This is a genomic window from Streptomyces sp. NPDC050534 (genome assembly GCF_044457745.1).
In the GTDB taxonomy this organism is placed as follows: domain Bacteria; phylum Actinomycetota; class Actinomycetes; order Streptomycetales; family Streptomycetaceae; genus Streptomyces.
In genome coordinates, this window is record NZ_JBITHF010000010.1 from 367457 (window position 1) to 389927 (window position 22471).

The following is a 22471-nucleotide window of genomic DNA, read 5'->3' on the forward strand; positions in this document are numbered from 1 at the left end:
CCTGACCGGGTGAACGGTCCCGAGATCAGCGTCGAGTTCGCCCCCGGCCTGGCCCTGTTCGTCGCGAGCGAGCGCCGCCGCGGCGCCAGTCCCGTCACCACCGACGGCGTCTCGACCCTCGGCCACGTCGTCGAGTCGACCGGCGTCCCGCTGACCGAGGTCGGCCCACTGCGGGTGAACGGCGCCGAGGTACCCACGTCGTACGTCCCCCGGGCCGGCGACGTCGTCGAGGTCCGGCCCGTCGAGCGGCCCCAGCACGTCCCGGGCGCCCCCCTGCGCTTCCTCCTCGACGTCCATCTCGGCACCCTCGCCCGCCGGCTGCGCCTGCTCGGCGTGGACACGGCGTACGAATCGACGGACATCGGCGACCCGGCCCTCGCCGCCCGCTCGGCCGCCGAGCGGCGCGTCATGCTCAGCCGCGACCGGGGCCTGCTGCGCCGCCGCGAACTCTGGGCCGGGGCCTACGTCTACAGCACCCGCCCCGAGGACCAGCTCCGCGACGTCCTTGACCGCTTCCGCCCCGACCTGCGCCCCTGGACCCGGTGCACCGCCTGCAACGGCCTGCTGAAGGCGGCCACCAAGGAGGAGGTGGCGGACCAGTTGCACGGCGGGACACACCGTTCCTACGACGTCTTCGCGCAGTGCCAGGACTGCGGTCGGGCCTACTGGAAGGGCGCCCACCACGAACAGCTGGAGGCCATCGTGGAGCGGGCTCTGGAGGAGTTCGCCGGCTAGCGCCGCGCCAACTCCTCCTGCCCTCCTGTCCGTTCAGCGACCCAACGCGGCGCGCAGATGGTCCGGGTCGGTGGTCGGGGCGTCGCAGGTGAAGTCGCGGCAGACGTACGCGGCGGGCGCGCCGGCGACCAGGGGGCGGCCGGCGAGCAGGGGGAACTCGTCGCCGTCCGCGACCCCCGCGGCGACCACAGCTCCGGGCGCCGTGCCCAGAAGTGCCGTGCGGTGCAGGGTTTTCGTCGCCTCGTCGTCCTGGGACGGGCCGACGACCGCCACCTCCTTCGGGCCGTCGAGCAGTGCCTCGGCGACCGAGAGGCCCCAGCCCACGAAGCGGGGCACGCGCGGGCCGAGCGCCTTGACGACGCCCAACGCCTTCTCGGCGGCCGCGCGATGGGGCTCCGAGCCCGTGTGCGCGGCATAGCCGAGCAGGGCGCCCGCGGCGGCGGACCAGCCGGACGGCGTGGCGTTGTCGGTGGGGTCCTGCGGCCGGCGGATCAGCTTCTCGGCGTCGGCGGCGGTGTCGTAGAGGGTGCCGTTCTCCTGGTCGACGAAGCGGGCCAGGACGTGGTCCAGCAGGAAACCCGCGAACTCCAGCCAGACGCCCTCGCCGGTGACGGACGCGAGCGCCAGGAAGCCCTCGGCGACATCGGCGTAGTCCTCGAGGACACCCGCGTTGGCGCCCCCCTGGCCGTCCTTGCTGGTGCGGGCGAGACGGGCCTGCTCGTCCAGATGCAGCCGTACGAGGAGATCGGCGGCGCCGACCGCGGCCTCGATCAGGTCGGGGCGGCCGAAGTAGGCGCCGGTCTCGGCGAGCGCGGCGATCGCGAGGCCGTTCCAGGCGGCGACCACCTTGTCGTCGCGGCCGGGGGCGGGGCGCTCGCCGCGGGCCCGGAGCAGCCGGTCCTTGATGCTCTCGATCTTCACTGCGTCGAACACGCCCTCGTGCTGCGGGAGTTGCAGCACGGAGGAGCCGTTCTCGAAGGTGCCGTCCTCGGTGACCTCGAAGTAGTGGGCGGCGAGTTCGGCGTCCTCGGCGCCGAGGACCTCGGTGAGCTGCTGCGGGGTCCACACGTAGTACGCGCCCTCGACGTGCCGTCCCGTCCCGTCGTCGCTGTCGGCGTCGAGCGCGGACGCGAACCCGCCCTCGTTCGTGCGGAGTTCGCGGACCATGAAGTCGGCGGTCTCCAGCGCGACGCGGCGGGCGAGCTCGCTGAGCTCATCGGCGGCTCCGTCGCGGGCGGTGGAGCGCCACAGGTGGGCGTAGACGCGGCAGAGCAGGGCGTTGTCGTAGAGCATCTTCTCGAAGTGCGGCACGACCCAGTCGCGGTCGACGGAGTAGCGGGCGAAGCCGCCGCCGAGCTGGTCGTAGATGCCGCCGCGGGCCATGCGCTCGCAGGTGTCGGCAGCCATCTGCAGGGCGCCCTCGGCGCCGGTCCTGGCGTGGTGGCGCAGCAGGAACTCGATCACCATGGACGGCGGGAACTTGGGCGCACCGCCGAATCCGCCGCGCTGCGGGTCGTACTCGCGGGTGAGGCCGAGCAGCGCCTGCGCGAGCTCCTCCTCGCCCGGGACCTGCGCGTCGCCGTAGGAGATCTCCCGGCCGGCGAGGTCCTTGACGATCTTCGCCGCGACCTCGGTCACCTCGCCCCGCCGGTCGGACCACGCGGACCGCACGCCCTCCAGCACCTGCTGGAAGGACGGCATGCCGTGGCGGGGGGCGGGCGGGAAGTAGGTGCCGAAGTAGAAGGGTTCGGCGTCCGGGGTGAGGAACACGGTCATGGGCCAGCCGCCGTGGCCGGTGGCCGCCTGGACGGCCTCCATGTAGACGGCGTCGACGTCGGGTCGCTCCTCGCGGTCGACCTTGATGCTGACGAAGTGTTCGTTCAGGAAGTCGGCGGTGGCCCGGTCCTCGAAGGACTCGTGAGCCATGACGTGACACCAGTGGCAGCTCGAATATCCGACGCTCAGCAGGACGGGCTTGTTCGCCTCGCGGGCCTCGTCGAAGGCCTCGGTCGACCAGGGCCACCAGTCGACGGGGTTGTCGGCGTGCTGGAGGAGGTACGGGGACGTCTCATGGGCCAGTCGGTTCACCGTTCCACTCTCCCACGGGCTCGGGCACCGCGTAGAAACGCATGTTGACCGGGCGCGCCCCTTCTGGTGCCGTCTCGCGGGAGTGGCCGAGGCGGTCGAGGAGGGCGTGGTACTCCCGCATGAACGACAGGAGTTCGTCCCGGGTCATCCAGGTGCCGTGCCGCTGCACCTGCGCCCAGCCCTCCGGACCGCGGTACTCCTGGTGGGCGCGGCGGAACAGCTCGGTGTCCACGTCGATCTTCAGCAGGGCGAGGTGCTCGGCCGCCGCGTACTCCTCCGGCGTCATGGCGGCCGGGTCCGGCGTGGTGTGGCTGAACGGCAGCGCCCGCCACCAGCGCTCCCGGCCGCCCGACTTCTCCGGGATCTCCTCCACGAGCCGCTGCTCGGCGAGTTTGCGCAGGTGGTAGCTGGTGGTGCCGGAACTCTCGCCGAGCTCCCTGGCCAGCACGGTGGAGTTCGCCTCGCCGTGCCGGCCCAGGTATTCGAGGATCCGGCGGCGGAGGGGGTTGCCGAGGGATTTGTAGAGGGCGGTGCGTTCGAGGCTGGTCAGATGCGGAGGACCGTCGGTCATGCGGTCACGGTAACTCCGCGAACCCTGAGACGTCCCTGATATCTGCCGAATTTTCTTTGCAGAACTTTCTCTGCAATCTACGGTGGAGGAACGGAAATGGAAGGGGGAGCCTGATGAGTTCGACGAAGCCGGCGTGGCCGCCGCGGAAGCAGCCACAGGCGAAGCTGCTGCTCCTGTGGACGCTGCTTCTGCTGGGCGTGGTGGCCGCGCTGCTGAAGAGGTGGAGGCTGACCGTCCTGGGCGCGGCGGCGGTGCTGCTGGTGCCGTGGATGGTGGTGCTGGATCTGACCCTCCCGGCCAGCACCGAGGTGCGGAACTGGTCGTTGGCCTGGACGGGCCTGGACGTCCTGATGGCGGTGGGCTGCGCGGCAACGGCCCTGCTGGGGCTGCGCGATGACCCGAGGGTCCGCCTCACGGCCTCGGCCACGGCGGCCGTCGCGGTGCTGGACGCGTGGTTCGACATAACGACGGCGCAACCGGGAGCCGATCTCGCCCAGGCGCTGGCGTGCGCGGTGGGCGAGGGTGCGCTGGCCTGCGTCTGTGTGTTCCTGGCGGTGGGCGACCGCCGGTTCCGGAACCGAGCGGACTTCAGGCGGCGTTGATCGTTGCCCTCTCGCGCTCAGGCGCGACTCGAAGGACACTCTTAGCCAAAGGAGTTGCCGCCGGAGGGGGACGTGACATGCGGGACGGTCATCGGGCGGATGCCGAACGGCTGTTGGCACGGGCCGTGGAGGAAGAGGTACGACGCTCCGGCGGCCGCACCGACGGGACGGTCCTGCTGTCGCGCTCGCGCGGAGCGCTGGACGCGATGGCGCAGACGGCCACCGAGGAGTACGACGCCTACACGCGCGCACTCGACGAGACGGAGGCCGGCCGGCTCACCTTCGCCCAGAGATACGCCAGGGAGGGGGCCGGAACTCCCCTGCTGGTGGCGGCCGTTGCCGCCGTGACGGCCGCGGTGTCCGACCTTGCCCTCGGCACCGGCACGGGCACGGCACTCGGCGCCGGCGTCACCGTGGGCGTGGTGGGCGCGGCGGCGACCGTGGTCAAGGTGGCCGGCTCGCATCTGCCCGCAGCGCACCACCGGGCGGGCGCCGCCAGCCAGCCGGGCGGCCCGGAGCAGTTGCGGCTTCAGTGGCTGACGGCTCTGGAGGTGCGCGGCATCCGCCCGTTCCTCGACCAGCAGCGCGTGCTCGCCGCGTCCACCGGCCCGAAGAAGACGGGGCCCAAGCTGCGTGGCACGGACAAGAGCGCCGCGGCCCGCGGGCGCAGCGTGCTGGCGCAGTCCTTCGGCCAACTCCCGGTACCCGCAGGTGCGTTCGCCGGCCGGCGGCAGGAGATGGCACGGATCAGGCAGTGGGTGCAGGCGGCCCGCGCGAGCACGGAGACCCGCCCGACCGTGGTGGTGCTGCACGGACCGCCCGGCAGCGGCCGTACGACTCTGGCAGTGCGCGCCACGCACGACCTGAAGGACTACTTCCGCGGCGCCTGCGTCGTGGACCTGCGCGGCGGCAACCCGGAGGAGCCGCCGCTGTCCACCCGCGACGCCCTGCTGCACCTGCTGAACCGGCTCGGCGCGCCCCGCGAACAGCTGCTGTTCCGTGAGCGCTCCTCCCCCGACCAGCAGGTCAAGCGGCTGAGCGAGCTGTACCACCAGCATCTGACGGGCCTGGCCGTGACGATCGTCCTGGACGACGCCCTGGACCCCGAGCAGGTCCGTACGCTCGTCCCCGAGCGGTCCGACAGCCTGGTCCTGGTCACCACGCGCAAGCCCCTCGAACTCCCCTCCGACCTCCAGGCCCACCTTCACGAACTCCCGGTCGAGGCACTGGACCCGGCGGGCGCGGAGGAGCTGCTGGAGGCGGCGGCGCAGGACAGCACCGGCCCCTACGACGCCGATTCGGCCGACCGGATCCGGGAGTTGTGCGGCGGGCTGCCGCTGGCGCTGTCCGTCGCCGGCTCGTCGCTCGGCCCGCGTTCACCGCGCCAACTCGCCACCGATCTCGGGGTCTACGGCCCGGTGGAGCCGATCGAGCGCGCGCTGTGGCTCCGTTACACCGACCAGTCGCAGACGGCCCGCCGGCTGCTGCGCCGGCTGGCCCTCGCCGGCCGCGCGTCCCTCGGCGCCGCCGCGGCCGCCTCCCTGCTGGCGACGGACGAGTCGGAGGCGACGCGCCATCTGACGGCGCTGTCCCGCGCGGGTCTGATCGACCATGTGCGCGGCAACCGCTACCGCCTGCACGACCTGGTGCGCGCCTTCGCCCACGCCCGTCTGCTGGACGAGGAGGAGCCCGCGGAGCGCACGGCCGCGCAGGAACGCCTGATCGTGAACTACGCCGATCTGGCCGACTCGGTGCTGCGCCTGGTCGACGGCAACATGTCGACCCGCTCCGACCGCTTCAGCCCGCACGGCTTCACCTCGCTGGACGAGGCGCTGCGCTGGCTGGACGACGAGTCGAGCTTCATCACCTCCACGCTGCGGCACGCGGAGGGCGTGAACCAGGCGGCGGTGCTGAACCTGCTCGGCGCGCTGTGCGACTACTGCCTGCTACGCGGCGACCTCTACCGCCTGGGCGAGATCAGCGAGCTGGCGCAGGCCGTGGACCAGGGCCTGCTGGTCCGCTCGGTGCAGTGGCGCACGGGCATCGCGGCCCGTCAGCTGGGCGAGCTCGACAAGGCGCGGACGACGCTGGCCTCGGTGGTCGACCTCTACATGGAGGCCCACCACGACGCGGGCGCGGCCCGCGCCCTGTGCTCCCTGGGCATCACCCTGCACCACCAGGGCAATCTCACGGAGGCCGCGAACAAGCTCCGCGAGGCGCTGGACCTCCAGGCGGCCCCCGAGCTGGCGACGGACCGCGCCTGGACGATGCACGCCCTGGCCGCGGTGGAGCGCGACCGCGGCCATGTCTCCGAGGCGCTGCACCTGCTCACCGAATCCCTCGTGCTGCACCACGACGGCGAGTCCGTGCACGGCGAGGCATGGGCCCACTTCCAGCTCGGCCAGCTGGCCCTGCGCATGGGCGACGTCCCGCGCGCGGAGTCGGAGCTGAGCGCCGCCCTCGACCGGTACGGCCGCACCCGTGACGCCCGCGGCGAGGCATGGGCCCTCACGCAGCTGGCCCGCGCCCGGCTCGTCGCCGGCGACGCGTCCCTCGCGGTCGACGGCCTGCGCCAGGCGGCGTCCAGGCACCGCGACAACGAGGACGCGCGCGGGGAGGCGTGGACGGTCTACTACCTCGGCCAGGCGCTGGAGGAGACGGGCAACCTCGACCACGCGGTCCGCGAACTGGAGCGCTCGCGGACGATGTTCTCCCGGATGCGCGACGTGTACGGCCTGGCCTGCGCCCGCCACCACTCGGCCCGGGTCACCCGGGACCAGCGGGCGGCCCAGACGGGCTCGCTCAGGAACTCCGGCTTCGCCCGCCAGCTCCTGGTGGACGCCCGGGCGGACTTCCAGCGCATCGGCGTGGCCCACGGCGAGGCGTGGACGTGCCTGGAACTCGCGGTGGTGGACGGGGGCAACGCCCGCACGCAGCAGGCACTGACGCTGTGCGACGAGGCCGTGGCCCTGTTCACGTCCTACGGCGACCGGCGCGGCGAGGACTGGGCCCGCTTCCTGCGCTGCACCCTGCTCCCCTACGCGGCGCCGGGCGGCGTGGAGATCGGCACGGCGGTCGCCCAGGAGGAGCTGACCCAGCTCTCCCGCACGGCTCACCCCCTGCGGGACGAGAAGCTCGACGACTACGTGGAGGCGTACCAGCTGCTGCTGGAGCGCGGGGTGAATCTGGACGACGGCTGGCAGGGCTGGCGCCTGGGCATGGTGCCCAGCCGGCACGCACGGGAGGTGATGGGGGTGGCGGTGGCGGCCAGTCACTGACCGGGGGCCACCCCCGCACCCATCGGCGTCAGCCCTGGCGCGCCTCGGAGTCGGCGGAGGTCCCCGCCGACTCGCCGTCCCGGTCGGCCGACTCCTTGAACTTGACCTTGCCCATGTGCCGGTTCATGGACTTCATCAGTGCCCACACCGCCAGGGCCATCGCCGCGAACACGATGAAGCCGAGGACGCCAGGGGTGACCTTGTTCTCGTCGACCTCCTTGGCGAGGGGGACGAGGTGCGTCATTGCCAGGCTCACGCTTGCGCTCATGTCAGGCATTGTCGCGGATGCCCGCGAAGAGGTCGTCCTCGGGGAGGGAGCTGTCGACGAGCGACTTCGCGAGCTCGTACTCCTCCGTCGGCCAGACCTCCTTCTGGATCTCCATCGGCACCTTGAACCAGCCGCCGTCGGGGTCGATCTGCGTGGCGTGGGCGATCAGCGCCTTGTCACGGATCTCGAAGAAGTCGGCACACGGAATGTGCGTGGTCAGCGTGCGCTCGACGCGCTCGAACTCCTTCCAGCGCTTGAGCCAGTCCCCGTACGGCGACTCCAGGCCCCGGTCGAGCAGCGCGTGGTGCAGCGCCTCGGTGCGCGGGCGGTTGAAGCCCTGGTTGTAGTAGAGCTTCAGCGGCTGGTAGGCCGGGCCGTACTCGGCCTCCGGGTACTTCTCGGCGTCCGCCGCGCCCTCGAACGCCACCATCGAGATCTTGTGGGTCATGATGTGGTCGGGGTGCGGGTAGCCGCCGTTCTCGTCGTAGGTGGTGATCACCTGCGGACGGAACGAACGGATCTGCTTCACCAGCTCGCCGGCCGCCTTGTCGACGTCCTCCAGGGCGAAGCAGCCCTCGGGCAGCGGGGGCAGCGGGTCGCCCTCGGGCAGGCCCGAGTCGACGAAGCCGAGCCACTCCTGCTTGACGCCGAGAATCTCCCGGGCCTCGTCCATCTCCTTCTTGCGTACCTCGTGGATGTGCTCCTCGATGTACTTGTCGCCCTGCAGCTTCGGATTGAGGATGGAACCGCGCTCCCCGCCGGTGCAGGTCACGACCAGCACGTCCACCCCCTCGGACACGTACTTCGCCATGGTGGCCGCGCCCTTGCTCGACTCGTCGTCGGGGTGGGCGTGGACGGCCATCAGTCGCAGCTGGTCAGTCAAGACTCAATCCTCGTAAGTCGGCGCCCCCGGTGTCTTCGGGTGCGATCGGCGGCTTCTATAGTGACCGAACCGGGGGGCGAAAAATTCCTGGACCCGGTTTCCGAGGGGACGATCATGAGCACGGCGAGCACACAGCTGCCCGAGGGCCGCTACGGCCGCTCCTCGGACGAGCGCGCCGACCGCAAGCTCAAGGTCGTCGGCGCCGTCCTCGCGGCAGCACTTCTCGCCCTGGTCGGCTATTTCGCCTATCACTACGTCGCCCAGAGCAAGATCAGCGCCGAAGTGATCACCTTCGATGCGCAGAAGAACGCGGTGAAGGTGCATCTGGAGGTCCGCAAGGACGCCGGCACCAGCGGCTACTGCACGCTTCGCTCCCAGGCGGCGGACAGCTCCGAGGTGGGCCGGGCCGACTTCCATTTCGGCGGGCACGCCACGCGCATCGACAAGGTCGTCACGCTCCGTACGACGTCCCAGGGCACCACGGCGGAGCTCCTCGGCTGTCACGCCGACTGACGCCGACCCTCCCTGGCCGGAATGCGTAGGCGGTGACCTGCGCCGACGTATTTCTGATGGCTTATGTCCTCCCCCTTCTGCCACGGAATTGTTAGGCTCGTGGTTTCGCCCTTCCGTGAAGGAACACTCTTCTGGGTAGGGCGATGCTTTGTATTCCCAGTACCTACGAGGAGCACCTGTGACCCAGACCAGCGAGAACGTCACCTGGCTGACCCAGGAGGCGTACAACCAGCTCAAGGCCGAGCTGGAGCACCTGTCTGGTCCTGCGCGCACGGAGATCGCCGCCAAGATCGCGGCCGCGCGCGAAGAGGGCGACCTGCGTGAGAACGGCGGGTACCACGCGGCCAAGGAAGAGCAGGGCAAGCAGGAGCTCCGTGTGCGCCAGCTGACCCAGCTTCTGGAGAACGCCAAGGTTGGCGAGGCTCCGGCGTCCGCGGACGGCGCCGTGGCTCCCGGTATGGTCGTCACGATCGCCTTCGACGGCGACGAGGACGACACCACGACCTTCCTGCTGGCCTCGCGCGAGTACGCGAGCTCCGACATCGAGACGTACTCGCCGCAGTCCCCGCTGGGCTCCGGCGTGATCGGCCACAAGGTCGGCGAGGACGCGGAGTACGAACTGCCCAACGGCAAGAAGGCCTCCGTGACGATCCTCAAGGCCGAGCCCTACAACGGCTAGACCCCGGACGCCCGGCCGGACCGGCGCGTCCGCGGCTGCGCCCCCGATGTCCTGCTGACACCGGGGGCGCAGCCGTCTCCCGGGTCAGGCGGTCGCCGAGCGGTACTTCCGCACCGCCAGCGTCCTGAATATGACGATGATCAGGGCCGAGTAGATCAGCGAGGCCCATACCGGGTGCACCATGGGCCAGGCGTCCGACGGCGACTGTCCCGGGTTCGCGAACAGCACACGGCAAGCCTGCACCGTGGCGCTGAAGGGGTTCCACTCGGCGATGTGGCGCAGCCACGGGGTCATGTGGCTGGTGTCCACGAAGGCGTTCGAGATGAACGTCACCGGGAACAGCCAGATCAGCCCGCTGGACGTGGCCGCCTCGGGGGTGCGGACCGACATGCCGATCAGGGCGCCGATCCAGGTGAAGGCGTAACCGAGCAGGAGGAGCAGGCCGAACGCGCCGAGCACCTTGCCGGCGTTCGTGGTGCCGTCCGTCCCCACGCGCCAGCCGACGAGCAGGGCCACCAGGGCGAGGACGACCAGGGTCAGCGCCGTCTGCACCGAGTCGGCGAGCGTGCGCCCGGTCAGGACCGCACCGCGTGCCATGGGCAGGGAGCGGAAGCGGTCGATGAGGCCCTTGTGCATGTCGTCGGCGATGCCCGCGCCGGAACTGGCGGTGGCGAAGGTGACGGTCTGCGCGAAGATGCCCGCCATCAGGAAGTTCTTGTAGTCGGTGGCGCTGGTGCTGCCGCCGATCTGCATGGAACCGCCGAAGACGTAGGTGAAGAGCACCACGAACATGATCGGCTGGATCAGGCCGTAGATGATCATCTCCGGGATGCGGGACATGCGGATCAGATTGCGCTTCGCGACGACCATCGAGTCGCGGAACGACTGGCTGACGGGGTTCCCGGTCGGCGCGACCCGCACGGCGTCCGTGACGGCGCTCACTTGACTGCCTCCTTCTTCTGCCGGCGGTCCTTGGCGGCCGCCTTCTCGGCTGTGCCGTTCTCTTCCTCGGCCTCGGCCACATGTCCGGTCAGGGACAGGAACACGTCGTCGAGGGTCGGGCGGCGCAGCCCGATGTCGTCTATCTCGATGCCGCGGGCGTCCAGCTCCCGGATGACCTCGGCCAGCAGCTTGGCGCCGCCGCTGACGGGCACGGTGAGCTTGCGGGTGTGCTCCTCGACGGTGAGCTCCCCCTTGCCGAAGCCGGTCAGGACCTCGCGGGCGGTGGGGATGAGCTCGCGCTCGTGCACCACGACCTCGACGCGCTCGCCGCCGGTGCGGGCCTTGAGCTGGTCGGAGGTGCCGCGGGCGATGACATGGCCGTGGTCGACGACCACGATGTCGTGCGCGAGATGGTCGGCCTCCTCCAGGTACTGCGTGGTCAGCAGCAGGGTCGTACCACCGGAGACGAGTCGCTTGATGACGTCCCACAGCAGCTGGCGGTTGCGCGGGTCGAGGCCGGTCGTCGGCTCGTCCATGAACATCACCGGCGGCGAGACCACCAGCGCCGCGGCCAGGTCGAGCCGGCGGCGCATGCCTCCGGAGTAGGTCTTCGCGGGACGGTCGGCGGCGTCCGCGAGGTCGAACTGCTCCAGCAGCTCCGCGGCCCGGGCCTTGGCGGCCCTGGCCTTCATCTGGTAGAGCTGGCCGACCATTTGAAGGTTCTCGCGGCCGGTCAGGTATTCGTCGACCGCGGCGAACTGGCCGGACAGGCCGATGGAACGCCGCACCTCGTTGGGCTGCTTGAGCACGTCGAGGCCGGCCACGATCGCCTTGCCGCTGTCGGGCCGCAGCAGGGTGGTCAGGCAGCGGACCGCCGTCGTCTTGCCCGCGCCGTTCGGCCCGAGCAGGCCCAGGACGGTGCCCTCGGGGACATCGAGGTCGACGCCGTCCAGAGCCCTTACGTCACCGAAGGTCTTGACCAGGCCTTCGGCATAGATGGCGCCTGGCATGTGAGTCTCCACGTCGTCGGGGATTCTTCGGAAAGCCTAGATTTGTGCGGTTCGCTCCGCCCGGCAGATGACGGGGCGAGCGGATGTGAGACACACCATAACGCGATGTATCGCGTCCCTCAACGGATTTTCCCGATCGAGTGACGAAGCGCCCTGAACTGGTCGTTCCGCTTGAGCGCCCGCTGATCGGCGGGCGCCCGGTACCTCATTCGACGACCGTGTGGCCCGCCTCGCGAAGGGCCCGGCCGACTTCGAGGCAGTGCTCCGGCCCCTTCGTCTCCAGGTGCAGCTCGACCTCCGCCTCCGTGAGCCCGAGCCGTGGATCGGTCCGTACGTGACTCACATCGAGGACGTTAGCGTCCAGCACTGACAACACCCCGAGAAGTGTGGCGAGGGCCCCCGGCCGGTCCGTCAGCCGCAGCCGTACGGCCAGGTAGCGGCCCTGCGCCGCCATGCCGTGCCGCAGGACGCGCTGCATCAGCAGCGGGTCGACGTTGCCGCCGGACAGCACCGCGACCACCGGACCCTCGAAGGCTCCCGGCTCGCTCTGCAGCGCCGCCACCGGGCTCGCCCCGGCCGGCTCGACGACCAGCTTGGCCCGCTCCAGGCACAGCAGCAGCGCGGCGGACAGCGCGTCCTCGGAGACCGTGCGGACCTCGTCCACCAGGTCGCGGAAGATGGCGAACGGGACGTCGCCGGGCCGTCCGACCCTGATGCCGTCGGCCATGGTCGCGGGGTGCTCGAGCGACACCGGGCGCCCGGCCGCGAGCGAGGGCGGATACGCCGCCGCGCCCTCCGCCTGCACGCCCACGATGCGCACGTCCGGCCTGAGCGCCTTCACCGCGACCGCGATGCCGGCCGCGAGACCTCCCCCGCCGACGCCGACCACGATCGTGCGCACCTCCGGGCACTGCTCCAGGATCTCCAGCCCGACCGTGCCCTGGCCCGCGATGATGTCGGGGTGGTCGAAGGGGTGGATGAACACCGCGCCCGTCTCGGCCGCGTACGCCTGCGCGGCGGCCAGCGTCTCGTCGACCACCTGTCCGTGCAGGCGCACCTCGGCGCCGTACTCCCGTGTGGCGCTGATCTTCGGCAGCGGGGCGCCCATCGGCATGAACACCGTCGCCCGCACGCCGAGCAGCGAGGACGCGAGGGCGACACCCTGCGCGTGGTTGCCCGCGCTCGCCGCCACGACTCCGGCGGCGCGCTCCTCCGGCAGCAGCCCGGCGATCCGCACGTACGCGCCACGCAGCTTGAACGATCCCGTCCGCTGCAGGTTCTCGCACTTGAGGTGCACCGGTGCGCCCACCAGCTGGGACAGGTGCCTGCTGCCCTCCATCGCCGTCGCCCGCGCCACGCCCGCGAGCATCTTCTGCGCGCCCCGCACGTCGTCGAGGGTGACGGCCCGCAAGGAGTCAGCCGTGCTGTAGCTCATGACTCAAGCATCGCAGTTCACAGGCGCACGGGGCCTGTGTGACCAACCTCCGAGACTGGTTTGCGCAGCGCCGGTACGGCCTGCCTCCGGGCCGCGTACTCTGTCCCCCATTCCAGCAGCCCCTTCATGAAGCGAGCCTCCGGCCATGCCCACAACACCAGAAATGTCGATGGACATGACGACCGTCGGTGACACCGGTCTTCTCGACACGCTGCAGCACGAGGTGGCGGTGTTCGCCCGCCGTGCCGAACAGACCCGGCTCGGGGGGGTCGGGCAGGTGCGCAACTCCATGGACCGCGCCGCATACCTGCTGCTCAACCGCCTCGACAAAGAGGGGCCCATGGGCGTCAAGGCGCTCGCGGCGAGCATGGGCATCGACTCCTCGACGGTCACCCGGCAGGTGGCGCCACTCGTGGACACCGGTCTCGTCAAGCGCACCTCGCACCCCGAGGACGGACGCGCCGTGGTCCTTCAGCTGTCCCCGCGCGGACTGTCCCGCCTCGAGGAGGTGCGCTCGTCCAGGCGCCAGCTCATGGCCGAGCTGACGCAGGACTGGGAGCCGGAGGAGCGCGAGGCGTTCTGCGCGCTCCTGACGCGCTTCAACGGCGCGCTCTCCTCCCGGATGTCGCCCCAGGGCGTGCCGGGAGCGGACGCTCCGGACGCCTCCTAGGACCCCGTCCGCGCCTGCGCCCCCGCCGGCTCTCACGCGCGCGTGCCGCCCGGCTCTTGACCGACGGGGCACCCCTGGCCTCATATGAGATCGGGTCCTCCTCGTACGCGGTTCACCATCTCGTACGCGGCAGAGGTTCCGTTTCGTTTCGCCGTGAGGGCGGGAGGCGCGGTGCGGCAACGGCAGGCGTCCCAATCCGCCCGCCGGGCCCGGGAGTTCGAGGCATTCGTCGCGGGCGCGGCAGGGCGGCTGCTGCATGCCGCCACGCTGCTCACCGCGGAGGCACCGGACGACAACCCGCGCGCGCGGCGCCTGCTGACACTGGCCCTGGCGCACACGTACAGCACCTGGGGCCGACTGCGCGGCGAGGACCCCTACGACCGCACCCGCCAGTACCTGGCCACCCGCTTCGCGCGCGCCGCATGGCACCAGTACGGCGGTTTCGGCCGCTCCCGCCCCCACCCGGACAGCCCACTGGCCGGGCTCGTGCCGCAGGAGCGCCTGATCCTGGTCCTCAGGCTCTACGAGGGTGTCGCCGAGGAGCAGACGGCGGCGCTGCTCGGCCTGCCGACCGAACGCGTCCGCACCATCTGCGACCGGGCCACGGCGACCCTGCTGCATCCGCCGCGCGGCCCGGCACGGACGGTCGCGGGCCCGAAGGTGGCGCCGTCATGAGGCGCGCGGGCGTGGGGAGGGGCGCATGAACCGCACCGAGCGCGAGGCGGCGGCACGCCGCATCATGGAGCGGGTTCCGCCGCGGGTTCCGCCGGAGCTGTACGGGGACGTCGTACGCCGCGGCACCCGCAGCCTGCGCCGCAGGAGGGCCGCCCGGCGGCTGCTGTGGCTCCTGCTGTGCGCCGCGACCGTGGCGTTCCTCGTCTGGGCCATGATGGCCCGCCCGTGGGTGGAGCCGCCCTCGCAGACGACTCCCCCGTACACGGGCTGGTGACCGCGGCGCCCGGCTAGCCGAGCGCCCGCTGCAGGTCCTCCAGGAGGTCGTCGACGTTCTCGATGCCCACGGAGAGCCGTACGAGATCGGCGGGCACCTCAAGGGCCGAACCGGCCGCGGAGGCGTGCGTCATGCGCCCGGGGTGCTCGATCAGCGACTCGACACCGCCCAGCGACTCGCCGAGCGTGAACACCTTGGCGCGGTTGCAGACCTCGACGGCCGCCTCCTCGCCGCCCTCGACCCGGAACGACACCATGCCGCCGAAGGCCCGCATCTGCTTGGCGGCGATCTCGTGACCGGGGTGCTCGGGCAGACCCGGGTACAGAACGCTCGTCACGCGCGCGTGGCGCGTGAGCATGTCCGCGACCTTGGTGGCGTTCTCGCTGTGGCGGTCCATGCGCACCGACAGCGTCTTCGTGCCGCGCAGCACCAGCCACGAGTCGAAGGGGCCCGCGACCGCGCCCATCGCGTTCTGGTGGAACGCCAGCTCCTCGCCGAGCGCCTCGTCGGCGACGATCAGCGCACCGCCGACGACGTCGGAGTGGCCGCCCATGTACTTGGTCAGCGAGTGCACGACGACGTCCGCGCCGAGCGCCAGCGGCTGCTGGAGGTACGGCGTGGCGAAGGTGTTGTCGACGACGAGCTTCGCGCCCGCGTCCCGCGCGACCTGGGCGAGCGCGGCGATGTCGGTGATGCCGAGCAGCGGGTTGGAGGGCGTCTCCACCCACACCGCCTTGGTCTTCGGGGTGATCGCGGCCCGCACGGCGGACGGATCGCTGGTGTCGGCGACCGACCACTCCACCCCCCACCGGGCGACGACCTTCGCGAACAGCCGGAACGTGCCGCCGTACGCGTCGTTGGGGATGACCACGTGGTCACCGGGGCTGAGCAGCGTACGCAACAGGCAGTCCTCGGCCGCCAGTCCGGACGCGAACGCGAGACCGCGGCGGCCTCCCTCGAGGGCTGCCAGGTTCTCCTCCAGAGCGGTCCTGGTCGGGTTGGCGCTACGGCTGTACTCGTAGCCCCCGCGCAGACCGCCGACGCCGTCCTGCTTGTAGGTCGAGACCTGGTAGATCGGCGGGACGACCGCGCCGGTGAGGGGATCGGCGGTGTTGCCCGCGTGGATCGCGAGGGTCTCGAAGTGCTGACTGATGTGCCTGTCGCTCATGGGCCCGAGCGTAATGCGCCGTGAGGGCCGGTGTCGGACGGAGGGGCACGCGAGATCGCTGGGTTTTCCACAGGCCGGCGACCGGGTTGGCCATTTGCCGGTGGCGTCTGGAACGCTTGAGCCATGGAATTTCTCTGGGTCCTGATCGCGCTGGTCATGCTCGGCTTCGTGCTGCTCCCGGTCATGCGGCGCCGTCGGGGCATGATCGAGCAGGTCCCGGCCGGCCACCCGGACGCCGCCGACCCCGCGAACTACGGATTCGTGCGCGAGGAGGAGCTGGACGTCCGCATGCCCGGCCCCGACCACGACCTGCTGGACGTCCTGGACCTGGTGCAGCGCACACAGGACTACCGCGCGGCCTCGCAGCTGCTGGCGGGCACGGAGGCCGAGGGCGAGCTGCGCTGGCAGCGCGTGCAGGCTTTCGCGGGTGCCGCCTCGCTGGAACTGCAGCAGCGGCCCGGCGGGGTCGGCGAGATCCCGGGCGGGCAGTGGCTGCGGGTGTGGCGGGCCGAGCAGCCCAAGGACGCGGGCGGTGCGGCCGTGCACGCGGAGTTCCTGGTGCAGCAGGCGTGGCGGACGTCGACGCCGGGCACCGACGAGTTCCGGATCATCATGGAGGAGGCACTGTCGGCGTGCGGCGACGCGGCGCTGCTCGCTCCCGGTGACCCGATCCCGTACATCGTCGAGCTGTCGGTGGCCCGGGGACTGGCGTACTCCCGGCCGGAGTTCGAGCAGCTCTGGCTGAAGATCCTGGACCGCGCCCCGACGCACATGGGCGCGCACCTGGCGGCACTGCACTACTGGTGCGAGAAGTGGCACGGCTCGAGGGAGCTGGCGACCTCCTTCGCGGAGGCGGCGGCAGCGCGGGCTCCGCACGGCTCGCTGCTCGCCGCGATGCCGCTCTTCTCGGTCTTCGAGCACCTCCCCGAGGTGAACCTGGTCAGCGGCTTCTACCAGAGCGAGGTCGTGACGAAGGCGATGCACGGAGCGCTGCACGCGGTCCACTCGGCCCGGCCGGACGACCCGATGCTGGCGCACGTACGCCATCTTCTGGTGTTCTTCCTGGTCCGCGCCGAGCGCTGGGGCGAGGCCATGAACCAGCTCATACACATCGACGGCCATGTCGGCGCCCTGCCCTGGACCCTGTCCGCGGACCCGGCCGCGGAGTTCGCGGTGTACCGCGCGCTGGCGGTGGCGGGCTACGAGGCGAACGGCGGCAGCCCGGCGACGCTTGCGCAGTGACGCGCCGGTGCCCCGGCCGGCACGATCATTGCGCGGCCCGGCCGCGGGGCATCCGCCGGTGGCGTCCGCCCCTTTCGCCGGGCCGTCCCCTTCCGCCGGGCCCGCTCGCCGTCAGCCCTCCGTGCGGGCGGGCAGGCGCCAGCCCGGGCGGGGGAAGTGGCAGGTGTAGCCGTCGGGGTAACGCTCCAGGTAGTCCTGGTGCTCGGGCTCGGCCTCCCAGAAGGGGCCGGCCGGCTCCACCTCGGTGACGACCTTGCCCGGCCACAGGCCGGAGGCGTCCACGTCCGCGATGGTGTCCTCGGCGATCCGCTTCTGCTCGTCGTCCACGTAGTAGATCGCCGAGCGGTAGCTGAGGCCGATGTCGTTGCCCTGGCGGTTCCTGGTGCTCGGGTCGTGGATCTGGAAGAAGAACTCCAGGAGCGCGCGGTAGTCGGTCTTCGCGGGGTCGTAGAGGATCTCGATGGCCTCCGCGTGCGTGCCGTGGTTGCGGTACGTCGCGTTCGGCACGTCACCCCCGGTGTATCCGACCCGGGTCGCCGTCACGCCCGGAAGCCGGCGGACCAGATCCTGCATCCCCCAGAAACATCCGCCCGCGAGAACGGCCCTCTGCGTCTGCGCAGCCATTGCGACCCTCCATACCTCTCAGCTTGCTGGCTCGGGCCACCCGGACCGCTCCACCGGCGTCCTGTGCCCACCCTGCTCAACACTCGCGGGTTCCCGGCGATTCCGGGGCCGCCCGCCACGGCCCTGCCGCGGCCCCGTCACGTCACGTCACGTCACGTCACGTCACCAGGCCGTGCCGGTAGGCGTACACGACCGCCTGGACGCGGTCGCGCAGGTTCAGCTTGGTGAGGATGCGGGAGACGAACGTCTTGACGGTTTCCTGGCTGATGACGAGGGTGCCGGCGATCTCGCTGTTGGAGAGGCCGTCCGCGATGAGGCGGAGGACCTCCAGTTCGCGGGGGGTCAGCGGGATGTCCTGCGGGGTGCCTTCGGCGGGGCGGATCCGGGCGGCGTACCTGCCCACGAGCCGGCGCGTCACCTCGGGGGCGAGCAGTGCCGCGCCCGTGGCCACCGTGCGGATGCCGTGCAGGAGCTGGGCCGGTGGCGCGTCCTTGAGGAGGAAGCCGCTGGCGCCCGCGCGCAGCGCCTCGTAGACGTACTCGTCCAGGTTGAAGGTCGTCACCACGAGGACCTTCACCGGGTTCGGCACCCCGGCGCCGGCCAGCAGGCGGGTGGCCTCGATGCCGTCGAGCACCGGCATGCGCACGTCCATCACGACGACGTCCGGGAGGAGCCGGCCGGCGAGGTCGACGGCGCTCTGCCCGTCCCCGCACTCGCCCGCCACCTCGAGGTCCGGCTGGGCGTCGATGATCGTCACCAGTCCGGTGCGGATCAGTATCTGGTCGTCGCAGACCAGGACCCGGATCGGTGCGGTCACGCCCCGCTCGCCCGCAGGGTTCACGACCCGCTCCCGGCAGGGATCCGCGCCCGCACCAGGAACCCCCCGTCCGCCCCCGGGCACGCACTGAAGTCGCCGCCCAGGACGCCGACCCGTTCGCGCAGGCCGGCCAGGCCCCGGCCGCTGCCGCCGGGGGACGCCGCGCCCGAGCCGGTGCCGGCCGTGGCGACCTCCACGGTGATCTCCTTCGTGCCGTGGCTGACCTGGACCGAAGTGCGTCTGCCGTGGGCGTGCTTGAGAGCGTTCGTGAGGGCTTCCTGGACGACGCGGTAGGCGACGAGGTCGGCGCTGCCGGTCGACGCGGCCGGTGTGCCGTCCTCGGTGAACTCCACCGGCTGTCCGGCCCGGCGGGTCTGCTCGACGAGCGTGAGCAGGCGGCCGACGGGCGGCGTCCGCGCCTCGGTGCCGTGGTCGGGGTCGAGCAGGTCGAGCAGGTGCCGCAGATCGGTGATGGCCCTGCGGCCGGTGCCCGTGACGGCGGTCAGGGCCTGGTCCAGGCGGTCGGGGGCGGCCGTCAGGTAGCGCGCCGCCTCGGCCTGTACCACCATCGCCGTCACGTGATGGGTCACCACGTCGTGCAACTCGCGGGCGATACGGGCGCGTTCGGCGGCGCGGGTGTCCTCGGCGACCCGGAGGCGGCGTTCGGCCTCCGTGACCCTGGCGGCCCGCAGCCACGCTCCGGCGCCCCAGCCGAGCGTTGCCAGCAGGTAGAACGTCACGAACTCGCTGACCGGCTCGCCCGAGCCGAGCCGGGTGAGCGCGACCGCCAGCACCACGTACGCCGCGGAGAACAGCAGCGCGGCGGTGCGCCGGTGCCGTTCCAGATGAAGTCCCGTGCTCACCAGCGCGACCAGCAGCGCGGCGCCCGCGACGAGGTGGTAGCCGCGCAGCTGGTCGGCGGCGAAGCCCAGTGACACCAGGGCGAGACAGACGTCCGGCCACCGCCGGCGCAGCGCGAGGGGCAGGCACTCCAGGGCGAGGACCGCGGCGGCCCCAGCGTCGAAGGGGCGGTCCGCGACGCCGCCGAGCCGGGTCCCGTGCCGCTGGAGCACCGGCAGCAGCGACACGGCGAGGAGCAGCACCCCGAGCGGAAGGTCCCGGACGGTGACGTCGAGCCGGCGCCAGAGGTCCGGGAACCGCCGAAGAGCGATCACCGGGAAACTGTAGCGGCCGCGTCAACCCCGTTGGCCTTACGGCGTCTTGGCACCAGGTGGCCGCGCCGGCGGGCCAGCCGCATGAACACGATCGTCGCCAGCAGCCCGAACGCCACCGCGTACAGGCTGCCCTCCGGGCCGAAGTCGCCGCCGGTGAGCAGCTTCGAGCCCGACACGGTGGCGTCCAGCAGTCCCTGCTTGGTGTCGTTGCCGGAGACCTCGGTGCTGAAGATGCCCGACTCGGCGAAGTTCCAGCCGAAGTGCAGGCCGATCGGCAGCCACAGGCTGCGGGTGGCCACGTAGGCCGCCCCGAGCATGCCGCCCGCCTCGATCGCGATGGCGGCGGCGCCCCACAGGGTGGCGTCCGGGTTGGACAGGTGCATCAGGCCGAACAGCACGCCGGTCAGGGTCAGCGCGATCCAGGTGCCGACGCGTTTCTCCACGATCCGCAACAGGACACCGCGGAACAGCAGTTCCTCGGTCACCGCCGCGGCGGCCATGAAGCCGACCAGCCCCACCGCGCCGCCCACCGAGCCCAGACCGTGGACGTCGTAGTCCCCGAGCAGGGCGAGGTTCAGGATGACGGCCCCGAACAGCACCACGCCGAGCAGCGCGCCGCGGGCGATCGCGGCCCCGGCGCCCTCCCGGGCGAGCTCCGTGACGGGGCGGTGCTCGGTCCGCCGTACCACCCACCGGTAGACGAGCACCGCGAGCACGGCGGTCACCGTGCCCAGGATCAGCGTGAGAAACGCGTTGTCCTGCACCGCGGCGACACTCTGCCCGCCGATGAACGCGACCGCCGCCACGGCCGCGAGCTGCCAGATCAGCCTCATGGAAATCCCCTCCGCCGGATCCGCGGCCGGAGCGCCGCGGCTGCCCCGAACGCTATGGATCCGGCGGCCCGGGATCGTCACCGTGCGGTGGACACCTGCGCGTAGCTCGCACGGGGGACGGATCCGGCGGTGCGGTTCCTCCGACGCGGCCGAACGCCCTTGTTCATCAGGGGCGTTGCGCCGATTCGTCCTGGGCCAGCCATGAGGCGACCGCCCCGGCGATCGGCAGGCCGGTCTCCAGCTCGACGAAGCCGAACTGGCCGCTCTGATTGCACTCCAGGAACCACCAGACGCCGTCCTCGTCCTCGGCGAAGTCGAAGGCGGCGTACGCCAGTCCGGTGAGGGCGACGTACGCGTGCACCGACCTGCCGACGCGCTCGGGCACCGGGACCGCCCGCCAGGCGTGCTCGGTGTCGCCGTAGCGGCCGTCGATCTGGCCGGGGCCGGCGGTCTTCCGGGCGGCGAACAGCCGGGTGCCGACGCAGGTCAGCCGGATGTCCGCGCACTTGGGTACGTACCGCTGCAGCAGGGCGGGGCCGGCCGCGACGGCGGAGAAGTCCACGTCGGGACCGATCAGGGAGGTCGGCAGGGCGAGCCCGGGTTCACCGGGCGGCGGTCCCGAGGCGGACTTCACCACCACGTCCCCGTGCTCCTCGGCGAACTGCCGTGCCAGGTGCGGGACCGTGGTGAAGACGGTCGGCGGTACGGCGAAGCCGCTGCGGTGGGCGATCCGCAGCTGCCACGGCTTCAGGCGGGCCCGTTCGGCGTTGCGCGGATGGTTCATCCATCTCGGGGAGGCGGAGAAGAGCATGCCGAACAGGGCCTGCCGGGTCTCGGCGGTCAGCCAGGGCGAGGGGTGTGCCGCGTGGGCGGCCGGTTCGCCGGGCCTGCGCACCCATACGGCGCGCAGGTCGCCCATGCCGAGCAGGTGCCCGTTCACCGACAGGTGGCCCTCGAAGCCGCCGTGCGCGTAGTGGGCGGACAGCACGACCTTGTCGGGTACGTCGGCGGGGTCCAGCCGCACGAACGGGGTTCCCGACGCGTGCAGTTCGGCCACCACCATGTCGGCGGTCACGTCCTCCTCGGACGTGAGGATCAGTACGGTCATTCGGTCGGGGACGGCCGTCAGTCGTCGAAGTGGGTCTGGGAGCCGGCGGTGGACGTGGTCGTGCCGACCGCCAGCAGCAGGTCCGGGTCACTGACGGCCGGGCGGCCGTCGGGCAGCACGTTCAGCTGCCGCGCCTCGTCGAAGCGGTACGGCGTCACCACCGGCCGGAACCCCTGCTGAAAGGCGTAATTGAGGGTGAACGGGCGCACTCTGAAAACCTCCATGCACGTTGTCTGTCTCGTGGGGAGGGTCATCATGTGCGCCGATCCTTCACATCAGAAGCATCGGCGGCCACATCTCCGCCACAGAACACACATCGGATGGCGCATCAGATCTGTCACAGCGAAACCCGCCGGCCGTGCCGCGTCACATCTCCCGGCGCTGCTCCTGGACGGCCTTCATCAGGTCCTCCATGGCGGACCGCGCCTCGTGGTCCTGCCGGTCGTCGATCGCGGCGAGGGCGGCGGCCGCGGCCTCACGGATCCGGTGGGGAAGCCCGTCGGCGGCCGTAAGGCGGTAGGCGGCCTCACGGCGCGCGACGCGTTCGGCGGTGTCCACCGCGTCGGGGCCGGACAGCGGGAAGACGGCGGCCCGGTAGGCCGATATCCCGAGCACCATCATGTCCGCGATGCCGTCGGCGTAGCCGAGCGCGGCGGCCCTGCCCCGGCCCTCCCGAATGGTCTCGATCATCCGGCGCCGGGACAGGATCGTGCCCACAGCCCCGCCGCCTCCCAGGGAGAGGGCGCAGGTGACGGCGAGGAACGGCCCGTCCCACGCATAGCCGGTGAATCCTCCGAGGATCGCCAGTGCGACGGTCCACGCGGCCGCTGTCCGGGCGCTTACCTGCTCGGCTGTGGTGTCCATGACCGCAGTGTCCCAGC

24 protein-coding genes are annotated in these 22471 nt (G+C 71.6%); 9 read left to right on the top strand and 15 right to left on the bottom strand.

Features of this window, described 5'->3' with window-relative positions; genetic code table 11:
- Positions 1-9 precede the first annotated feature (9 nt).
- Entirely contained in the window at positions 10-735 is a 726-nt protein-coding gene (locus tag ACIBN2_RS31750; protein WP_399139508.1) for a Mut7-C RNAse domain-containing protein, read from the top strand.
- Positions 736-768: 33 nt separating this feature from the next.
- Here ACIBN2_RS31750 and ACIBN2_RS31755 read toward each other — a convergent pair whose 3' ends face one another.
- Together ACIBN2_RS31755 and ACIBN2_RS31760 are read right to left on the bottom strand one after the other, a co-directional pair.
- The gene (locus tag ACIBN2_RS31755) at positions 769-2823 is read right to left on the bottom strand and encodes a thioredoxin domain-containing protein (RefSeq protein ID WP_399139510.1); all 2055 of its coding nucleotides are present in this window, start codon (positions 2821-2823) and stop codon (positions 769-771) included.
- Complete coding sequence (locus ACIBN2_RS31760; protein ID WP_399139512.1) at positions 2804-3394, bottom strand: ArsR/SmtB family transcription factor; 591 nt, start codon at positions 3392-3394, stop codon at positions 2804-2806. Before ACIBN2_RS31760 ends, ACIBN2_RS31755 begins: the two co-directional genes overlap by 20 nt.
- A gap of 113 nt (positions 3395-3507) precedes the next feature.
- Between ACIBN2_RS31760 and ACIBN2_RS31765 the strand changes: the two genes are divergently transcribed.
- Positions 3508-3996 carry a hypothetical protein gene (locus ACIBN2_RS31765; RefSeq protein ID WP_399139513.1) on the top strand — a complete coding sequence of 163 codons (489 nt, stop codon included), beginning with the start codon at positions 3508-3510 and terminating at the stop codon, positions 3994-3996.
- Positions 3997-4073: 77 nt separating this feature from the next.
- The gene (locus ACIBN2_RS31770; protein ID WP_399139514.1) at positions 4074-7274 is read left to right on the top strand and encodes a tetratricopeptide repeat protein; all 3201 of its coding nucleotides are present in this window, start codon (positions 4074-4076) and stop codon (positions 7272-7274) included.
- Between the two features lie 28 nt (positions 7275-7302).
- On the opposite strand, the gene ACIBN2_RS31775 is transcribed toward ACIBN2_RS31770, so the two are convergent.
- Both ACIBN2_RS31775 and mca read right to left on the bottom strand, forming a co-directional pair.
- Positions 7303-7551, bottom strand: a complete 249-nt coding sequence (locus tag ACIBN2_RS31775) for a hypothetical protein (RefSeq protein WP_399139515.1) — start codon at positions 7549-7551, stop codon at positions 7303-7305.
- Positions 7544-8404, bottom strand: coding sequence for a mycothiol conjugate amidase Mca (gene mca, locus ACIBN2_RS31780; RefSeq protein ID WP_399139604.1), 861 nt, complete (start codon positions 8402-8404; stop codon positions 7544-7546). The genes ACIBN2_RS31775 and mca overlap by 8 nt, the downstream gene beginning before the upstream one ends.
- A 135-nt stretch (positions 8405-8539) precedes the next feature.
- On the opposite strand from mca, the gene ACIBN2_RS31785 reads away from it, so the two are divergent.
- Together ACIBN2_RS31785 and greA are read left to right on the top strand one after the other, a co-directional pair.
- Positions 8540-8938: a DUF4307 domain-containing protein gene (locus tag ACIBN2_RS31785; protein WP_399139517.1), complete on the top strand. Its 399-nt coding sequence runs from the start codon at positions 8540-8542 to the stop codon at positions 8936-8938.
- Between the two features lie 178 nt (positions 8939-9116).
- Positions 9117-9617 carry a transcription elongation factor GreA gene (gene greA, locus ACIBN2_RS31790; RefSeq protein WP_399139519.1) on the top strand — a complete coding sequence of 167 codons (501 nt, stop codon included), beginning with the start codon at positions 9117-9119 and terminating at the stop codon, positions 9615-9617.
- A gap of 84 nt (positions 9618-9701) precedes the next feature.
- Here the strand turns inward: greA and ACIBN2_RS31795 are convergent, their stop codons facing one another.
- The 3 genes from ACIBN2_RS31795 to ilvA form a co-directional block, all read right to left on the bottom strand.
- The gene (locus ACIBN2_RS31795) at positions 9702-10559 is read right to left on the bottom strand and encodes an ABC transporter permease (protein ID WP_399139521.1); all 858 of its coding nucleotides are present in this window, start codon (positions 10557-10559) and stop codon (positions 9702-9704) included.
- On the bottom strand, positions 10556-11569 hold the full coding sequence (locus tag ACIBN2_RS31800; RefSeq protein ID WP_399139523.1) for an ATP-binding cassette domain-containing protein: 1014 nt from the start codon (positions 11567-11569) through the stop codon (positions 10556-10558). Before ACIBN2_RS31800 ends, ACIBN2_RS31795 begins: the two co-directional genes overlap by 4 nt.
- A 205-nt stretch (positions 11570-11774) precedes the next feature.
- A complete protein-coding gene (ilvA, locus tag ACIBN2_RS31805) occupies positions 11775-13004 on the bottom strand; it encodes a threonine ammonia-lyase (RefSeq protein ID WP_399139525.1) in 1230 nt (409 codons plus the stop codon).
- A gap of 163 nt (positions 13005-13167) precedes the next feature.
- Here ilvA and ACIBN2_RS31810 point away from each other — a divergent pair, with 163 nt between their 5' ends.
- From ACIBN2_RS31810 to ACIBN2_RS31820, 3 genes are all read left to right on the top strand, one after another.
- Positions 13168-13674: a MarR family winged helix-turn-helix transcriptional regulator gene (locus ACIBN2_RS31810; protein ID WP_399139606.1), complete on the top strand. Its 507-nt coding sequence runs from the start codon at positions 13168-13170 to the stop codon at positions 13672-13674.
- A gap of 171 nt (positions 13675-13845) precedes the next feature.
- Entirely contained in the window at positions 13846-14349 is a 504-nt protein-coding gene (locus ACIBN2_RS31815) for a sigma factor-like helix-turn-helix DNA-binding protein (RefSeq protein WP_399139527.1), read from the top strand.
- A 25-nt stretch (positions 14350-14374) separates the two neighbouring features.
- Positions 14375-14623, top strand: a complete 249-nt coding sequence (locus tag ACIBN2_RS31820) for a hypothetical protein (RefSeq protein ID WP_399139529.1) — start codon at positions 14375-14377, stop codon at positions 14621-14623.
- 13 nt (positions 14624-14636) lie between these two features.
- On the opposite strand, the gene ACIBN2_RS31825 is transcribed toward ACIBN2_RS31820, so the two are convergent.
- On the bottom strand, positions 14637-15791 hold the full coding sequence (locus tag ACIBN2_RS31825) for a cystathionine gamma-synthase (RefSeq protein ID WP_399139531.1): 1155 nt from the start codon (positions 15789-15791) through the stop codon (positions 14637-14639).
- A gap of 123 nt (positions 15792-15914) precedes the next feature.
- On the opposite strand from ACIBN2_RS31825, the gene ACIBN2_RS31830 reads away from it, so the two are divergent.
- Positions 15915-17033: a hypothetical protein gene (locus ACIBN2_RS31830; protein ID WP_399139533.1), complete on the top strand. Its 1119-nt coding sequence runs from the start codon at positions 15915-15917 to the stop codon at positions 17031-17033.
- A gap of 111 nt (positions 17034-17144) precedes the next feature.
- Here the strand turns inward: ACIBN2_RS31830 and msrA are convergent, their stop codons facing one another.
- The 7 genes from msrA to ACIBN2_RS31865 all read right to left on the bottom strand — a co-directional run bounded on the left by msrA (position 17145) and on the right by ACIBN2_RS31865 (position 22454).
- Positions 17145-17657 (bottom strand): peptide-methionine (S)-S-oxide reductase MsrA, encoded by a 513-nt coding sequence (gene msrA, locus ACIBN2_RS31835; RefSeq protein WP_399139535.1) that lies wholly within the window; start codon positions 17655-17657, stop codon positions 17145-17147.
- Positions 17658-17814: 157 nt separating this feature from the next.
- A complete protein-coding gene (locus tag ACIBN2_RS31840; RefSeq protein WP_399139608.1) occupies positions 17815-18474 on the bottom strand; it encodes a response regulator in 660 nt (219 codons plus the stop codon).
- Positions 18475-18494: 20 nt separating this feature from the next.
- A complete protein-coding gene (locus ACIBN2_RS31845) occupies positions 18495-19649 on the bottom strand; it encodes a sensor histidine kinase (protein WP_399139537.1) in 1155 nt (384 codons plus the stop codon).
- Positions 19646-20482, bottom strand: a complete 837-nt coding sequence (locus tag ACIBN2_RS31850) for a lysostaphin resistance A-like protein (RefSeq protein WP_399139539.1) — start codon at positions 20480-20482, stop codon at positions 19646-19648. Before ACIBN2_RS31850 ends, ACIBN2_RS31845 begins: the two co-directional genes overlap by 4 nt.
- 166 nt (positions 20483-20648) lie before the next feature.
- A complete protein-coding gene (locus tag ACIBN2_RS31855) occupies positions 20649-21590 on the bottom strand; it encodes an MvdC/MvdD family ATP grasp protein (protein WP_399139541.1) in 942 nt (313 codons plus the stop codon).
- Between the two features lie 17 nt (positions 21591-21607).
- Positions 21608-21799, bottom strand: a complete 192-nt coding sequence (tgmA, locus tag ACIBN2_RS31860) for a putative ATP-grasp-modified RiPP (protein ID WP_399139610.1) — start codon at positions 21797-21799, stop codon at positions 21608-21610.
- A gap of 157 nt (positions 21800-21956) precedes the next feature.
- Positions 21957-22454 carry a hypothetical protein gene (locus ACIBN2_RS31865; RefSeq protein ID WP_399139542.1) on the bottom strand — a complete coding sequence of 166 codons (498 nt, stop codon included), beginning with the start codon at positions 22452-22454 and terminating at the stop codon, positions 21957-21959.
- Between the last annotated feature and the right edge of the window lie 17 nt (positions 22455-22471).

What these genes read in the sequence shown, in the direction of transcription:
- ACIBN2_RS31760 (WP_399139512.1), bottom strand. Translation starts at nt 3,394, where the DNA reads ATGACCGACGGTCCTCCGCATCTGACCAGCCTCGAACGCACCGCCCTC.
- ACIBN2_RS31765 (WP_399139513.1), top strand. Translation starts at nt 3,508, where the DNA reads ATGAGTTCGACGAAGCCGGCGTGGCCGCCGCGGAAGCAGCCACAGGCG.
- ACIBN2_RS31770 (WP_399139514.1), top strand. Translation starts at nt 4,074, where the DNA reads ATGCGGGACGGTCATCGGGCGGATGCCGAACGGCTGTTGGCACGGGCC.
- ACIBN2_RS31775 (WP_399139515.1), bottom strand. Translation starts at nt 7,551, where the DNA reads ATGCCTGACATGAGCGCAAGCGTGAGCCTGGCAATGACGCACCTCGTC.
- mca (WP_399139604.1), bottom strand. Translation starts at nt 8,404, where the DNA reads ATGGCCGTCCACGCCCACCCCGACGACGAGTCGAGCAAGGGCGCGGCC.
- ACIBN2_RS31785 (WP_399139517.1), top strand. Translation starts at nt 8,540, where the DNA reads ATGAGCACGGCGAGCACACAGCTGCCCGAGGGCCGCTACGGCCGCTCC.
- ACIBN2_RS31800 (WP_399139523.1), bottom strand. Translation starts at nt 11,569, where the DNA reads ATGCCAGGCGCCATCTATGCCGAAGGCCTGGTCAAGACCTTCGGTGAC.
- ilvA (WP_399139525.1), bottom strand. Translation starts at nt 13,004, where the DNA reads ATGAGCTACAGCACGGCTGACTCCTTGCGGGCCGTCACCCTCGACGAC.
- ACIBN2_RS31810 (WP_399139606.1), top strand. Translation starts at nt 13,168, where the DNA reads ATGTCGATGGACATGACGACCGTCGGTGACACCGGTCTTCTCGACACG.
- ACIBN2_RS31820 (WP_399139529.1), top strand. Translation starts at nt 14,375, where the DNA reads ATGAACCGCACCGAGCGCGAGGCGGCGGCACGCCGCATCATGGAGCGG.
- ACIBN2_RS31825 (WP_399139531.1), bottom strand. Translation starts at nt 15,791, where the DNA reads ATGAGCGACAGGCACATCAGTCAGCACTTCGAGACCCTCGCGATCCAC.
- ACIBN2_RS31830 (WP_399139533.1), top strand. Translation starts at nt 15,915, where the DNA reads ATGGAATTTCTCTGGGTCCTGATCGCGCTGGTCATGCTCGGCTTCGTG.
- msrA (WP_399139535.1), bottom strand. Translation starts at nt 17,657, where the DNA reads ATGGCTGCGCAGACGCAGAGGGCCGTTCTCGCGGGCGGATGTTTCTGG.
- ACIBN2_RS31850 (WP_399139539.1), bottom strand. Translation starts at nt 20,482, where the DNA reads ATGAGGCTGATCTGGCAGCTCGCGGCCGTGGCGGCGGTCGCGTTCATC.
- ACIBN2_RS31855 (WP_399139541.1), bottom strand. Translation starts at nt 21,590, where the DNA reads ATGACCGTACTGATCCTCACGTCCGAGGAGGACGTGACCGCCGACATG.
- ACIBN2_RS31865 (WP_399139542.1), bottom strand. Translation starts at nt 22,454, where the DNA reads ATGGACACCACAGCCGAGCAGGTAAGCGCCCGGACAGCGGCCGCGTGG.